Genomic DNA, 14,602 nt, shown 5'->3' with positions numbered 1-14,602 from the left:
AGAGAGCGGTGAAGTCGGATGGGAGGTTTGTATCTCGGCATCGATGTCGGAACCGGCGGCGTGCGCGCCTGCGCGATCGATCCGCAGGCCGGCATCCGCGGCTTCGCATCGGTCGCGATGCCCGCACCGCGCGTCGACGGCAACGCCATCGACCAGAACCCGGAGCTGTGGTGGCAGGCCGCGGAGGCCGCAATCCGCAAGCTCGGCGAGACAGTCGGTCTCGACGACGTCACGCGCATCGTCGTCGACGGCACATCGGGCACGTTGCTGCTGGTCGATGCAGCCGGCCGCCCTTGCTCGCCGGGGCTGATGTACAACGACGCGCGCGCCACGCATGAGGCCGCGCGCGTCGCAGCGGTCGCGCCGCGCGAGAGCGGCGCGCATGGCGCGAGCAGCGCGCTCGCCAAGCTGCTCTATCTCCAGAATGACGGCTATGTCGGCGATGCGCGCCACGCGGTGCACCAGGCGGACTGGATCGCCGGCCGGCTTGCCAACCATCATGGCGTCAGCGACGAGAACAACGCACTGAAGCTCGGCTACGATCCGGTCGCGCGCGCCTGGCCGTCGTGGCTCGACCAGCTCGGCGTGCGTGACGATCTGCTTCCCGAGGTGCTGGAGCCGGGAACGCCGTTTTCCGAGCTGGATCCGCAGATCGCGCGTGCGCTCGGGCTGCCCGCCACGGCTCACGTCGCGGCCGGCACCACCGATGGCGTAGCAGCGTTCATCGCGACCGGTGCCGACCAGCCGGGCGATGCCGTCACCTCGCTCGGCACCACGCTGGTGGTGAAGCAGCTTGCGACCCAGCCGATCTTCGCGGCGGACCAAGGCGTCTATTCCCATCGGCTCGGCGAGCGCTGGCTCGCCGGCGGCGCATCGAACTCCGGCGGCGCCGCGCTGCTGATGCATTTCAGCGCAGATGAGATGGAGCGGCTGACGCCGCAGGTGATACCGGACCAGCCGACCGGGCTCGACTACTATCCGCTGCCCAAACCCGGCGAGCGCTTCCCGATCGCCGATCCGGCGTTGGCCGCGCGGATCACGCCGCGGCCTCCGGAAGATTGCCGTTTCTTCCAGGGCCTGCTCGAAGGCATCGCCGCCGTGGAAGCCCTCGCCTACCGGCAGTTGGCGCGGCTCGGCGCACCGGATCTGCGCCGCGTCATCGGGATCGGCGGCGGCGCGAGGAACGATGCGTGGACCAAGATCAGGCACCGCGTTCTCGGTGTCCCGGTCTCGGTCGCCGAGCAGACCGAAGCAAGCTACGGCGCCGCGCTGCTCGCACTGAACGGAGGTCCGCCATGAAGGCCGATGCGACTGCGATCGCCGGCCTTCACGCCATCGCCGACCGCTTCGATCACGTGCTGCTCGACCAGTGGGGCACCCTGCATGAAGGACTGGCGGTGTTCCCCGCGGCACTGGACTGCGTGGCCAGGCTGCGCGAGGCCGGCAAGCATATCCTGATCCTGTCCAATTCCGGCAAGCGCGCCGGCAGCAACCAACGGCGCCTCGCAGCACTCGGCCTGCCGCCCGAGGCCTATGACGGCGTGCTGTCTTCGGGCGAAGTCACCTGGCGCGGCTTGCATGCGCGCGAGCAGGCGCCCTTTGCCGAGCTCGGCCGCACCTGCTTCCTGATCTCGCGCGATGGTGACCGCTCGATCGTCGACGGCACCGGCCTCACGGTCGCTTCGACCGTCTACGAGGCAGACTTCATCCTGCTCGGCGGGCTCGACGATGATGCGGCGGAGCCCGAGCGTTGGCGCGCGCGATTGACCGCGGCCGCCGCGCGGCACCTGCCGATGCTGTGCGCCAATCCCGACCTCGTGATGTTCGGCGCCGCCGGACTGATTCCAGCGCCGGGCGCGCTCGCCGCGTTCTATCAATCGCTCGGCGGCGCCGTGCTGTTCGTCGGCAAGCCGCATCCACCGATGTTTGCCGCCGCACGCGATCAATTGGGACATCCCCCGCCGGAACGGATCCTCGTCATCGGCGACTCGCTCGACCACGATATCGCCGGCGGACGCACCGCCGGCATGCTGACCCTGCTGATCGGCTCCGGCGCGCACCGCGCATCGCTTGCGCAGACGAGCGATCTGCCGAACGCGATCAAGAGCGTCGCCGGCACAGCGGCGCGCACGCCGCACTGGACGATGGACCATCTGACCTGGTGAGAACAGCCGATGCAACCGCCTGAAACACTCAACGAACTCCGCCGCATGTCGGCGCGCGTCGGCAGGAACATCGAGCTGGTGCAAGGCGCCGGCGGCAACTCGTCGATCAAGGATGGCGACGTGCTGTGGGTGAAGGCCTCGGGCACCTGGCTGGCCGATGCCGAGGACAAGGAGATCTTCGTGCCGGTCGCGCTGTCGGCCGCGCGCGCGGCGCTGACGCAAGGCGACGAGCGCGTGCCGCTCGCGCCTGACGCCGGCACCACGCTGCGCGCCTCGATCGAGACCTCGCTGCATGCGCTGATGCCGCACCGGATCGTGCTGCATGTCCACTCCGTCAACACCATCGCATGGGCGGTGCGGACCGACGCCCGCGATGAATTCGCCCGGCGACTGGATGGGTTGGCATGGCGCTACCTCGACTATCATCACCCGGGGCTGCCGCTCGCCCGCGCCGTCGGCGAGGCCATCGCGCAGGATGCGGTCGACGTCCTGATCCTCGGCAATCACGGCCTGGTGGTCGGCGTAGACACCTGCGACGCTGCGGAGGGTTTGGTCGCCGAGATCGAGCAGCGCCTCGCGCTGGAGCAGCGTCACGCACCGGCAGCCAATCATGACGCGCTTCGAAGCATCTACGCAGGCACGAACTATCGCCTGCCGCGCGATCCTCGCAGCCACGACATTGCCACCGACCGCTACAGCCGCGCGATCGCGACCAGCGGCTCGCTCTATCCCGATCACGTCGTTTTCCTTGGCCCGGGCCTGCCGGTGCTGGAGCAGCACGAGAGCCTGAACGCCATGATCGCGCGGACCGCCGCGAACGGACTACCGCCGCCGGTTGCGCTTCTCGTCCCCGATATCGGCAGCCTGATCCGCGCGGATGCAAGCGACGGCGCGGAAGCCATGCTGAGCTGTCTTGCACTGGTCACGTGTCGGGTGCCCCTGACTGCGCGAGTCCATTACCTGACGGCAGAGAATGAGCATGCGCTGCTGAACTGGGACGCCGAGCGCTATCGCCGGCAACTGACCGCGGATCGCTGATCCGCCAGCCAATAAGTCCTGCGTCAGGCCGAAGCCGCTGAGACCAGGCGCCCGATCGCGACGGCCGCGGTCGCGGCCGGCTGAGCACATTCCCGCCGGTTATCGTCTCCTGAAAACTTGCGATTGGACGCTGGTTCGACCCGCGCGCTAATCCCACCACGAAGCACAAATCAAAAGCCGCGCTGGCAGCGATCCATCGCCGAAAGCTTCGTCAGGGAGAAAACATTGTCAGCTCACGCGCACGCGGAGACCAGCGACGACGCGCCCCGTTCGCTGGAGGCCACGCTGAAGGCGATCGGTGTGCCCCTCGCCCTCGTCGTCGCCGCCGCCATCTGGTTCAGCCCGACTCCGGAGACGCTGTCCTTGCAGGGCCACAAGGCACTGGCGCTGTTCGGCGGCATTTTCGTGCTCTATTTGACCGAAGCGATACCCTTGGCGATCGCCAACCTGATGGTCGTGCCGCTTGCGGTGCTGACCGGAACGGCGCCGCTGCGAACCGCGCTCGACGGCTTTGCCGCCTCGCCGGTGTATCTGATCGTCGGCGCCTTCATCCTCGCGACCGCCATGGTGAGGACCCGGCTTGCCGAGCGCATCACCTACATCATCCTGGCGAAGTTCGGCAGCGCGCCGACGCGGATCACCCTCGGGGTGACGCTGGTCAATATCGCGCTTGCCTTTCTCGTGCCGTCGTCGACGGCGCGTACCGCAATCCTGCTGCCGGAATGCCTCAGCATCCTGACGATCTTCGGCGCAGCCGCCCGCTCGCCATTCACGATCAACCTGCTGCTGACGCTGACGATGACCAACGCGACGATCGGCGCCGGCGTGTTGACGGCGACGGTGCCGAACCCGGTCACGGTCGAGTTCGTCGCCAAGATGAGCGGCCACACAATCACCTATGCCGAATGGCTGCTCTACGGATTCCCTCCGGCGCTGCTGATGACCATGTTCACCTGGTGGGTGATCCAGCGGGTGTTTCCGCCGGAGTTCACCGCCGGCCATGAGCAGGCCGATACACGGATCTCGCAGAACCTCGCTGCGATGGGACGGATGTCGTCCGCCGAGTGGCGCGCTCTGACGGTGTTCGTGCTGGTGACGTGCCTGTGGGCGACGCAGGGGCTGACCGGGCTCGACACCACGGTGGTCTGCCTGATGGGCGCCTGCCTGCTGTTCCTGCCGCGCTTCGGCGTCATGGACTGGAACGACGCCAACAAGGGCGTCTCCTGGCAGGTGCTGCTGATCGCCGGCGGCGGCGTGTCGCTCGGCGATATCCTGCTCAAGACCGGCGCCGCCAACTGGCTGGCCAATTCGATCTTCCACGCGCTTGGCCTCGCCGGTGCATCGGCGCTGGTCGTCATCGTGGTCGTGATGTTCATCGTGCAGTTCATGCACATCATGTTCGTCGGCACGACCGCCATGGCGACCGCGCTGTTGCCGATCATCCTGGCGATGGCAGGCACCGCGGGCGTCAACCCCGTCGCACTGGCGCTGCCGGCCGGCATGATCATCGGCGGTTACCCGCTGCTGATGTTCTACAACACGCTGCCGAACATCCTCGTCTACGGCACCGGCCGGCTGCGCGTCGAGGATTTCCCGCGCGTCGGCGTGATCGTCTGCGTCGTCGCCTGTCTGCTTTATGCCCTGTGCGCCGCGACCTGGTGGCACTGGCTTGGACTTGTCTGATCCCTCAAACATCGTCGTCCGGAGAACATCACATGACACTGCCCCTCGCCGGCATCCGCGTCCTCGATCTTTCGAACGTGCTTGCCGGTCCGTTCTGCGGCTATCAGCTCGCCCGCCTCGGTGCCGAGGTGATCAAGGTCGAGAATCCCAAGGGCGGCGATCTCGCGCGCCGGCTCGGCGCCGATCCGGCGATGGCGAAGCACCTGATGGGCCTGTCGTTCGTCGCTGTCAACGCCGACAAGCAGTCCGTCGCGATCGACTTCAAGGCCGACGACGGCAAGGAGATCTTCCTGCGCCTGGTCGAAACCGCCGACGTCGTTCTGGAGAATTTCCGGCCGAAGGTCATGGAACGGCTGGGGCTCGGCTATGAGGTGCTGGCCAAGCGCAATCCGCGCATCATCTATTGCGCGATCTCGGGCTTCGGCCAGGACGGTCCGTGGGCCGGCCGCCCGGCCTACGATCAGATCGTTCAGGGATTGTCGGGCGTCATGAGCGTCACGGGCGATGCCGACAGCGCGCCCCTGCGCACCGGCTTCCCGATCGCCGACACCATCGCAGGTCTCACCGCATCCTTCGCGATCACGGCCGCCCTCGTCGAACAACGACAGACGGGACGCGGGCGGCAGATCGATGTCTCGCTGCTCGAATCGACCTTGGCCGCGATGGGCTGGGTGGTTTCCAACCACCTCAACGGCAATGTCGATCCGCAGCCGATCGGCAACGAGAACTTCACCGCCGCTCCCTCCGGCACGTTCGCGACGGGTTGCGGACCGCTCAACATCGCGGCCAACGAACAGAAGCAGTTCGAAGCGCTGTGCGACATCGTCGGACGGCCGGAGCTGAAGACCGATCCGCTGTTTCGCGAGCGGCAGTCACGCAAGGACTACCGCGTCGCCTTGAAGCGCGAGCTCGAGGTCGCCCTCGCCGCCAAATCCGCCGCCGAATGGGAAACGCTGTTCAACGCCAAGGGCGTTCCGGCGGGATGCGTTCTGACCGTGCCGCAGGTGCTGAACGAAGCGCAGATCGTCGGCCGCAAGTTCGTCGAGAGCCTGAAGGCCGAGGTCTCGGGTGGCCAGACCATGCGGGTCACGCGCCCCGGCTTCCGGCTCGAGACGGACTATCCGGAACCATCGCCGCCGCCCAGCCTCGGCCAGCACACCGAGAAGTGGCTCGGCCAGCTCGGTTTCACGCGCGACGAGATCCGGGCGCTCGGCGAGCGCGGCGTCGTCGCCATCGACAACCGGCCGACGGTGAAGGAGAGCGCCAGGATACCGGACCTGAAGGCGCGCGCCGAGACTTCGAGCACCTGAGAGGACATCGAGGACAGTTGTCATGACCAATCAAGATCCCGCAGACCTGCTGCAAAAGGCCACCCAGTGGTGGTCGACCGACATCATCGACATGAAGCCCGGCGTGATCCGCTTCCGCGGCTTTCCGATCGAGCAGTTGATCGGCCGGGTGTCGTTCCCGCAAATGATCTGGCTGATGCTGAAGGGCGATCTTCCATCTCCCGAGCAAGGCGCGCTGCTGGAAGCAGCGCTCGTCTCCGCCGTCGATCATGGTCCGCAGGCGCCGTCGATCGCGATCGGACGGATGGCCGTGACCTGTGGCCTTCCGCTCAATGGCGCGATGGCGTCGGCCATCAACGTGCTGGACGACATTCACGGCGGCGCCGGCGAACAATGCATGGAGCTGTACGCCGACATCGCGCGCCGGCAGGATGCGGGCGTCGAGCTGAAGGCGGCCATTCAGCAGGGCCTCGACGCTTTCGCGGCGACGAATGGCAAGATCGTGCCGGGGTTCGGTCACCGCTTTCATCCGGTCGATCCGCGCTCGCCCCGGCTGCTCGAGCTCGTCGACGCCGCACGCAGCAACAACATCGTGTTGGGACGCTTCGCCGAGATCGGCCGCGGCGTCGAGGCCGAGATGCAGCAGCGCAAGGGCCGCAAGATCCCGATGAACATCGACGGCGCGACCGCCGTGATCTATTCGGAGCTCGGCTTTTCGCCTGCGCTGGGCCGCGGCCTGTTCATCCTTTCGCGCTCGGTCGGCATCCTTGCGCATGCCTGGGAGCAATCGCAACAAGGCGGCCGGATCAAGGGACCGATGCCGCCGGGCATTCCCTATCGCTACACCGGCCCTGCTCCCCGGGATTTCGCGAAGTGATCCGATCGCGTTCAGCGGGACTGCCGCACGCGTTTCTGGGCTCGCTCGGTGCGGCTGACCACGATGGCCGGCATGGCGGCTGCGCCATCCGTCATGCCGGGCGGCGTGACTTGCTCGAGGAAGTCGCGCCCCCTGGATTTGAGCAGGCCCACGACCCGTTGCGCGGCCGGCGACAGATAGCCGTCGCGGCGGGTGACGAAGCCCAGCGGCCTGCGCATCGTGGTGGCGTCGATCATCAGGCGGTCGAGCTGGCTGCCCAGCCGAAGCGGATGCAGGTTCCGCGTCGACGTGAAGCTGAGCAGCGCCGTGTCGGCGATCAGCTTGGGCAGCGTCGTGATCGAATTGGTCTCGATCTGCACCGTCGGCGGCGCAAGACCATGCGCTTCGAACACATTATCGAGCCATTGGCGCATAGCGACGGTGCGGGCCGGCAGCACCCATTTCGCGGCAACCAGGTCCTCGATCGCGAGCGGCTTGCCGCACAGCGGGTGGTCCTTTGCCGCGACGACGACGACATCGTCCATGCCGAACGCCTCGTGACTGAACTCCTGCTCGTCGGATGGCAGGATCGGGCCGATCGCAAGATCGAGTGTCCGCTCGCGCAGCGCCGCCCTGACCACGCCGCTCATGCCGATCTGCACCTCGATCGCCAGCCCCGGCGCGTCGGCGATGATGGCGCGGCAGATCTGCGGCAGCAGATACTCGCCCATCGTCGCCCCACAGCCGATGCTGACGCGACCGGCCGCACCGGCAGCGAAATCGGTGACCTCGCGCAGCGACTCTTCCATGGCCTCGCGCATCCGCCGGGCCCGCGCCAGCAGCACTTCGCCGACCCGCGTGAGCGTGATCCCGCGCCCGGTCCGCTCGAACAGGTCGGCACCGACGGCTTCCTCGAGGCGCTGGATGCATTTGGTCAGTGCGGGCTGGGTGCGGCCGAGCTTGTCGGCAGCCCGGCCCATATGACCCAGGTCGGCAATCACCTCGAAATAGGTGAGGTCGCGAAGGTCCACGTCTTCCTCCCGGTTATCGGTTCTTGAACATTAGCGATTGGACCGCTGCCCGCTGTTTCTGGCACTTTTGAACCTAACACAGCCGGGCCCCATCGGGGTAACCGGCCACATGCAGGGAGGATCGGCAGATGACCGAGATCGCGGCCAACGGATCGCTCGCGGAAGGCAATCCGGATGCAGGGTTGCTCGCCAGCGCGCTTGCCAAGAACACCTGGCGCCTGGTCCCGCTGCTCGGCCTCGCCTATCTCTTCAACTATCTCGATCGCACCAGCGTCGGCTTTGCTGCGTTGCAAATGAACAAGGACATCGGCCTCAGCGCCACGCAATTCGGCTCGGGCGCCGGCATCCTGTTCTTCAGCTACTGCCTGCTGGAAGTCCCCAGCAACATGATGATGTACCGGTTCGGTGCCCGGCGCTGGCTCGCCCGCATCATGATCACCTGGGGCCTTGCGGCTGCGGCGACCGCGCTGGCGACGGGACCCTACAGCTTCTACCTGATCCGTTTTCTGCTCGGGGTGTTCGAGGCCGGCTTCTTTCCGGGCGTGATCTGGTACCTCTCGATCTGGTTTCCCGAGAAGCACCGCACCGGCGTGCTGGCCCTGTTCATGGCCGCAACGCCGCTCTCCTCGCTGCTCGGCAGCCCGATCTCGGCGGCGCTGCTCGGGATGGACGGCTTCTGGGGGCTCGCAGGCTGGCAGTGGATGTTCCTGCTCGAAGGCCTGCCGGCCTGCGTGCTCGGCATTCTCTGCCTCGTCCTGCTCGCCGACACGCCCGAGCAGGCGGGGTGGCTCACCCGCGAGGAGCGGCAAGCGTTGCTCGCCGCTCTGGCTAGCGACAAGCACGACAAACCGAAGAAGGATCTATGGGCCGCGATGCAGGATGTGCGGGTGCTGATGCTCACCGCGATCACCTTCGCCTTCACGATCGGTTCTTACGGCATCGGCATCTGGCTGCCGCTGATCCTGAAGAGCCACGGCCTCTCCAACATGCAAGTCGGCTGGCTCTCGGCGATCCCCTATTTGTTCGCGACCATCGGCATGTTGTTCTGGGCGCGTCTCGTCGACCGCAAGGGCCGGAAGATCTACAATCTCGTGGCCGCGTTGATCCTCGGCGCGCTTGGCCTTGCGCTCTCCGTTGTCTTCAGCTCGCTGGTTCCGGCGCTCGCCTGCCTGACGCTGGCGCTGGTCGGCACGATTTCGGCACGCACGGTGTTCTACACGATCCCGCAGAGCTTCCTGACCGGCGCCGCGGCCGCCGGCGGCATCGCGTTCATCAACTCCGTCGGTGCATTCGGCGGCTTTGTGGGCCCTTACATGGTCGGCTTCCTGAAGGACGCGACAGGCTCGTTCAACGCCGGGATGATCGGGATGGCTGCGATCCTCGTGGTGGCGACGGCAATTGCCGGCTCGCTCAAGCTGGTCGCCGGCAAGATGTGAGTATGGCTGGCGAATATCGCCTAGCCGACCAGCCCGTAACACCGGCAGCGTCATCCCTGCTCGGCGGAGAGGAACAGGCGATAGGCCGGATTTTCGCTCTCGTTCCAGTAGGGATAGCCGAGTGCATCGAGCGCTTGCACGAACCGGGCGCGCTCCCCGGGCTTGACCTCGATACCCGCCAAAATGCGTCCGTAGTCGGCGCCGTGATTGCGGTAGTGGAACAGCGAAACGTTCCAGTCGGGCGCCAGGCTCTCGAGGAATTTCAGCAACGCGCCGGGGCGCTCCGGAAATTCGAAGCGATAGATCACTTCGTCCTTGAGCAGCGGGGCGCGGCCGCCCACCATGTAGCGCACATGGTCCTTGGCCATCTCGTTCTCGCTCAGATCCAGGATCGGATAGCCCTCGCGCCGGAGCAGCTCCATCACTTCGCGCTTCTCGGCCTCGCCGCGGCTCAGCGCGATGCCGACGAACAGTTGCGCCGGCGCGGTGGTCTCGGCAAAGCGGTAGTTGAATTCGGTGATGGCCCGCGAGCCGAGGATCCGGATGAAGTGGCGATAGCTGCCCGGCTTCTCCGGCACCGTCACCGCGAGCAGTGCCTCGCGATGTTCGCCGACCTCGGCGCGGTCGGCAATGGTGCGCAGCCGGTCGAAATTCAGATTGGCGCCGCTGTTGACGGCGATCAGGCCGCCGTCGCTCAGCGCGCCGCGCTCGGCATAGGCCTTCAGGCCAGCGAGCGCCAATGCGCCGGAGGGCTCGGCCACCGATCGCACGTCGTCGAAGATATCCTTGATGGCGGCGCACATCGCGTCGGTGTCCACGGTGACGACCTCGTCAAGCAGGTCGCGGCAGAGCCGGAACGTCTCGGCTCCGACCTTGCGCACGGCAACGCCGTCGGCGAACAGCCCGACCTGGTCCAGCGCGACAACGCTGCCCTTGGCGAGCGCCGCCGCCATCGACGCCGCGTCGGCCGGCTCCACGCCGACCACCTTGATCGCGGGATTGAGGAACTTGACGAACGCGGCGACGCCGGCCGCCAGCCCGCCGCCGCCGATCGGCACGAAGATCGCCTCGATCGGATCGGGATGCTGGCGCAGGATCTCCATCCCGACGGTTCCCTGGCCGGCAATCACATCGGGATCGTCGAACGGATGCACGAAGGTCAGGCCGCGCGCAGCCTCGATCTCCCTGGCCTTGGTTTGTGCATCATCGAACGTGTCGCCATGCAGCACAACGTCGCCGCCCAGGCGCCGCACCGCTTCGACCTTGATGGCGGGTGTCGTCCGCGGCATCACGATCGTCGCGGGAATCCCGAGCTTGCGCGCCGACAATGCCACGCCCTGCGCGTGATTGCCCGCCGATGCGCAGATGACGCCCAATTTGCGCTGCGCGTCCGGCAGTCTGACGATCTTGTTGTAGGCGCCGCGCAGCTTGAACGAGAAGATCGGCTGAAAGTCCTCCCGCTTCAGCAGCACGGCGCGCGACAGGCGCTCCGAAAGCCGCGGCATCGGATCGAGCGGCGTCTCGACCGCCACGTCGTAGACGCGGGCGGTCAGGATGCTTTGGGCGTAGTCGCGGAGCGCGTTGTCGGCAGCAGTCATCTCATGTGCTTCTGTCGATGGGGAAGCGATCGATATCGATCGCGTGCATCAGGCTCGAAGCATCGCATGACGGGAGGCCGGAGTGAAGTAGAGACAGCCGGGACAAACACGCCGGTCAATCAGCAGCCTCTGACCGCTTCACCCCGTGAGCCGCGGCGAAATCCACTCCCGGCCATGATCTCCGGGCGCTTCCCAGCCCGATTCCGTGACGATCAGCGTGTCCTCGAGCTTGATGTAGCCGCGCGCCGGATGCAGCAGCGCCGTTTCGATCGAGATGACCATGCCGCAATCGAGCAGCCGGTCGGCGTCATACGGCGCGTAAGGCACCGGGCCGGTCGCGGTCAGGCGCGGCGCTTCGTGACTGACAAGCCCGATGCCGTGTGCGGTGAAGTCGAGCACGGCGCGATGCGGCGACGTTTTCACGGCAGCCTCGCCCGCCGCGATGATGTCGCCACCCAATGCGCCCGGCCGGATCGCGCGCCGGGCCACCTGCTGGATGTCCTCGACCTCCTGCAACAACTCGCGCAACTCGCTGTCAGGCTCACCCAGAATGCCCATGCGGCTGAGGTCGCCGATATAGCCGCGATAGTTTCCTCCGGAATCGATCGAGATCACGTCGCCCTCTTCGAGACGCTGGTTCGACGGCGCGCGGTTATGGCTCTTGCCTGCGGCAATCAGGCAATATTCGAAGACGAGATCACGCTCCTGCTCCTCACGGAGGAGACGAGCCACGACATCGTTCTTGGTCATCCCCGGCGCGCAGGCCTTGAAGGTCGCCATCATCGCATCGACGACCCGTTCGGAAGCTTCGCGGATGAGGTCCAGTTCGGCGGGAGACTTTATGGCGCGGAGGCGCTCAAGCGTGAAGTGGGCCTCGCGGAACGCGACATTGTTAAACCCGGCAAACAGATGATCCCTGGCATCGGCCGGCAGGAAGCTTGCCTCGATGCCGACGCGCTTGGCTGCGCCGCCCAGTTTTCTCACATAATCGATCGCAAGCCCGATCGCATCGATCGTTCCCCAGCTACCTGTCTTGACGATCGGCGTCCATATCCGTCCGAGCTCGTGCTCGAACTTTTCCATGCGGTTGCCGATATAGGCGGAATGTTCCGGACGCCCTTTCTGATAGACGAACACCGGCAGATAGCGGCTGGTGCCGATCGCCTCCATGACGTCGAAGAAGAAGAAACGATATCCGCCGAGCAAGTACTGCACATTGTGACGCGAGGTGACGATCAGGATGTCGAGTCCGGCCTCGTCCATCAGCCGATCGAGTTTTGCGGTGTCGAACGGCGCCGTCGTTGCGATCGTGTCGAGTGCATTGTCCATGGGTTGACCTTCCGTCCTGTCAAGTTGCGGTTTTCGCCGCCAGCGGCTTCGATGTTGCGCCCAAGCCGGCGCTGTCGCCGAACAGCGCCACCGGGCGTCCGTGCGGCTCGACGCCGAGGAACGTGAAGGCAAGCCCGATCAGGAGACCCGCGCCGGCAAGAAAGCAGAACGCCGGCATCACCGCCGCGGCGGTTGCGTTCGGATGCACGAGATTGTCCGCGCCGGCGATCAGCGCGAGACACAGCGGGCCTACGATCTTGCCGACCCCGTTCGAGAGCTGCGCAAGGCCGACCGCGCGTCCCGACAGCTGGACCGGAAATATCTCCGCGGGATAGGGTCCGATGTTCGAAAATCCGCCGTCGAAGAACACGGCACCAACGATCAGGAAGACCAGGAATAGCGGCACCGAGCCGACAAAGTCGTTGTGGAAATAGGCGGCCAGCGCCAGCGAAACCGCGGTGCCGTACCCCATCAACTGCCCGCACGGCTTGCGGCCGATCCGGTGCGCGAGGAAGGCGAAGCCAGTCCGGCCGAGCACGCCGGCGAGGCTGACATAGATGAACATCTTTGCCGCGTCCTGGGGCGCGACGCCAAGCAGCAGCGCCACGATCGTCGGTCCCCACAGGAACACACCGTAATTCGCCGTGCTCGCGCCGAGCCAGATCAGGACCGTCAGCCAGAAGCGGCGCTGCTCGGCGAAGAGATCGGCGAAGGTCGCCGGGTTCGCCGGCGGCAGCGTGGGCAAGGCGACCCCATCGCCGCCGACCCGATAGAGCTTTCGGATGCTGGCCTGGGCCTCGCGCACACGGCCCTTGCTGATCAGCCAGCGCGGCGATTTCGGCATGATGATCACGGTCAGAATCGCGAGGATGATCGGCAGGAAGCCGACCGCCGCCAATCCGCGCCAGCCGACCAGCGGCAGCAGGAAGCTCGCCGTGACCGACGCCGAAAGCACGCCAAAGGCGACAGGGACGACCACGAGGCTTGTCACCAGCGTCCGATGGCGGGTGGGCGCAAATTCAACGATGGCCGGGACTGCCGCCGCGGCGCCGGCGGCAAGGCCGAAGCCGACGAAGAAGCGCAGGATTGCAAACGCAACCCAGCCGTCTTCGGGAATGAACGCGATCGCGCCCGAGGTCATGCCGCAGAGCAGAACGCCTGATATCGCCAGCGGCTTGCGCCCGAAGCGATCCGCGAGGACACCCGCGACGAACGCCCCGAGCATCGCCCCGATGCCGGCGCTCATCAGCATGATCGAGGTTTGCCCGAACGTCAGATGCCACTTCGGCGCCAGCACCGAGACCAGGAATCCGACCACAAAGAAATCGAAGAAATCGACCACGCCGGTGACGGCGAAGATGATGATCGATAGCCAGTAGCGCGTCGTCACCGGCGCTTCGTCGAACGGCACCGCATTCGCCTGCTCGGGCATGGTCTCCCCCTGTTGTTGTCAAGCCGCCTTCTTTTTTGAATTCAGGAATGCCGTCACCGCCTCCGCCACCCGATCGGGGGCCTGGATCGACGCGACGTGGCCGACACCCGCGATGGTCCTGGTCTCGACGCGCGCGAGATCGCGGGCGAGCGCGAATGTCTCCGCATTGGGGATCAGGCAGTCGTCGCCACCCGCCAGCAGAAGCGTCGGGCGATCGAAGCCGGTCAGGTCGGCGGCGACCGGCTGCGCGAGCAACGCGCCGCGTCGCGCCTTCTGGCGGTCGTCGCGGGCCGAACCACGGAAGATGTCGATCAGTTCGGGCCGCGCGCGCAAGTAATCCGGCGGGAAAAAGAACTCCGCAATCTTCGGCGCATTGACGATGGTGTCCGCGCGGTAGGACGCGAGTTTTCGGAAGACATCCGCATTGACGTCCAGCGGGCTTCTGTTGACCTTCCAGGTGCTGCTGAGGATCAGGCGGTCGATCCTGCCGGGATGGCGGGCCGCCAGCACTTGCGCGATCTGCCCGCCCAGCGAGGTCCCGAAGACATGGGCGCGATCGTAGCCGAGCCCGGTGATCAAGGCCGCAGCATCATCTGCCAGATCGGCCAGCGAATAGGATAACGATGGATTCGTGGTGGCGCCGGAATCGCGCTGGTCGTACGCGATCACGGTGAAATCAGCCGCCAACACCGGCACAAGGCCATCGAACATCGAATGGTCGGCCTCACCGCCGTGCAGCAGCACG

12 protein-coding genes are annotated in these 14,602 nt (G+C 66.3%); 7 read left to right on the top strand and 5 right to left on the bottom strand.

Translation table 11 applies throughout. The features are described 5' to 3' along the window. Positions 1-18 precede the first annotated feature (18 nt). From ACVW17_RS17630 to ACVW17_RS17605, 6 genes are all read left to right on the top strand, one after another. Positions 19-1,299 carry an FGGY-family carbohydrate kinase gene (locus tag ACVW17_RS17630; RefSeq protein ID WP_456753058.1) on the top strand — a complete coding sequence of 427 codons (1,281 nt, stop codon included), beginning with the start codon at positions 19-21 and terminating at the stop codon, positions 1,297-1,299. Continuing rightward, on the top strand, positions 1,296-2,165 hold the full coding sequence (locus ACVW17_RS17625; protein ID WP_456753057.1) for a TIGR01459 family HAD-type hydrolase: 870 nt from the start codon (positions 1,296-1,298) through the stop codon (positions 2,163-2,165). The genes ACVW17_RS17630 and ACVW17_RS17625 overlap by 4 nt, the downstream gene beginning before the upstream one ends. Before the next feature lie 9 nt (positions 2,166-2,174). Further along, positions 2,175-3,203 (top strand): class II aldolase/adducin family protein, encoded by a 1,029-nt coding sequence (locus ACVW17_RS17620; RefSeq protein WP_456753056.1) that lies wholly within the window; start codon positions 2,175-2,177, stop codon positions 3,201-3,203. Positions 3,204-3,428: 225 nt separating this feature from the next. Further along, a complete protein-coding gene (locus ACVW17_RS17615; protein WP_456797727.1) occupies positions 3,429-4,886 on the top strand; it encodes an SLC13 family permease in 1,458 nt (485 codons plus the stop codon). A gap of 32 nt (positions 4,887-4,918) precedes the next feature. Then, on the top strand, positions 4,919-6,196 hold the full coding sequence (locus tag ACVW17_RS17610; protein WP_456753054.1) for a CaiB/BaiF CoA transferase family protein: 1,278 nt from the start codon (positions 4,919-4,921) through the stop codon (positions 6,194-6,196). A gap of 22 nt (positions 6,197-6,218) precedes the next feature. Then, complete coding sequence (locus tag ACVW17_RS17605) at positions 6,219-7,052, top strand: citryl-CoA lyase (RefSeq protein ID WP_456753053.1); 834 nt, start codon at positions 6,219-6,221, stop codon at positions 7,050-7,052. Between the two features lie 11 nt (positions 7,053-7,063). Here ACVW17_RS17605 and ACVW17_RS17600 read toward each other — a convergent pair whose 3' ends face one another. After that, positions 7,064-8,062 carry a LysR family transcriptional regulator gene (locus tag ACVW17_RS17600; RefSeq protein ID WP_456797726.1) on the bottom strand — a complete coding sequence of 333 codons (999 nt, stop codon included), beginning with the start codon at positions 8,060-8,062 and terminating at the stop codon, positions 7,064-7,066. Between the two features lie 128 nt (positions 8,063-8,190). Here ACVW17_RS17600 and ACVW17_RS17595 point away from each other — a divergent pair, with 128 nt between their 5' ends. After that, positions 8,191-9,498, top strand: coding sequence for an MFS transporter (locus ACVW17_RS17595; RefSeq protein WP_456797725.1), 1,308 nt, complete (start codon positions 8,191-8,193; stop codon positions 9,496-9,498). 50 nt (positions 9,499-9,548) lie between these two features. On the opposite strand, the gene ilvA is transcribed toward ACVW17_RS17595, so the two are convergent. From ilvA to ACVW17_RS17575, 4 genes are all read right to left on the bottom strand, one after another. Continuing rightward, complete coding sequence (ilvA, locus tag ACVW17_RS17590) at positions 9,549-11,096, bottom strand: threonine ammonia-lyase, biosynthetic (protein ID WP_456797724.1); 1,548 nt, start codon at positions 11,094-11,096, stop codon at positions 9,549-9,551. Between the two features lie 138 nt (positions 11,097-11,234). Further along, positions 11,235-12,425 (bottom strand): M24 family metallopeptidase, encoded by a 1,191-nt coding sequence (locus ACVW17_RS17585; protein ID WP_456797723.1) that lies wholly within the window; start codon positions 12,423-12,425, stop codon positions 11,235-11,237. A gap of 19 nt (positions 12,426-12,444) precedes the next feature. Then, positions 12,445-13,857, bottom strand: coding sequence for an MFS transporter (locus ACVW17_RS17580; protein ID WP_456797722.1), 1,413 nt, complete (start codon positions 13,855-13,857; stop codon positions 12,445-12,447). Positions 13,858-13,875: 18 nt separating this feature from the next. Further along, positions 13,876-14,601, bottom strand: a complete 726-nt coding sequence (locus ACVW17_RS17575) for an alpha/beta fold hydrolase (RefSeq protein ID WP_456797721.1) — start codon at positions 14,599-14,601, stop codon at positions 13,876-13,878. Position 14,602 lies beyond the last annotated feature (1 nt).

The organism is Bradyrhizobium sp. USDA 4473, from assembly GCF_054063335.1.
Note: the sequence above shows the minus strand (reverse complement) of the source record. Positions and strands in the feature narration are given on the sequence as shown.

What these genes read in the sequence shown, in the direction of transcription:
- ACVW17_RS17630 (WP_456753058.1), top strand. Translation starts at nt 19, where the DNA reads ATGGGAGGTTTGTATCTCGGCATCGATGTCGGAACCGGCGGCGTGCGC.
- ACVW17_RS17605 (WP_456753053.1), top strand. Translation starts at nt 6,219, where the DNA reads ATGACCAATCAAGATCCCGCAGACCTGCTGCAAAAGGCCACCCAGTGG.
- ACVW17_RS17610 (WP_456753054.1), top strand. Translation starts at nt 4,919, where the DNA reads ATGACACTGCCCCTCGCCGGCATCCGCGTCCTCGATCTTTCGAACGTG.
- ACVW17_RS17625 (WP_456753057.1), top strand. Translation starts at nt 1,296, where the DNA reads ATGAAGGCCGATGCGACTGCGATCGCCGGCCTTCACGCCATCGCCGAC.
- ACVW17_RS17585 (WP_456797723.1), bottom strand. Translation starts at nt 12,425, where the DNA reads ATGGACAATGCACTCGACACGATCGCAACGACGGCGCCGTTCGACACC.
- ACVW17_RS17580 (WP_456797722.1), bottom strand. Translation starts at nt 13,857, where the DNA reads ATGCCCGAGCAGGCGAATGCGGTGCCGTTCGACGAAGCGCCGGTGACG.
- ACVW17_RS17620 (WP_456753056.1), top strand. Translation starts at nt 2,175, where the DNA reads ATGCAACCGCCTGAAACACTCAACGAACTCCGCCGCATGTCGGCGCGC.
- ilvA (WP_456797724.1), bottom strand. Translation starts at nt 11,096, where the DNA reads ATGACTGCTGCCGACAACGCGCTCCGCGACTACGCCCAAAGCATCCTG.
- ACVW17_RS17595 (WP_456797725.1), top strand. Translation starts at nt 8,191, where the DNA reads ATGACCGAGATCGCGGCCAACGGATCGCTCGCGGAAGGCAATCCGGAT.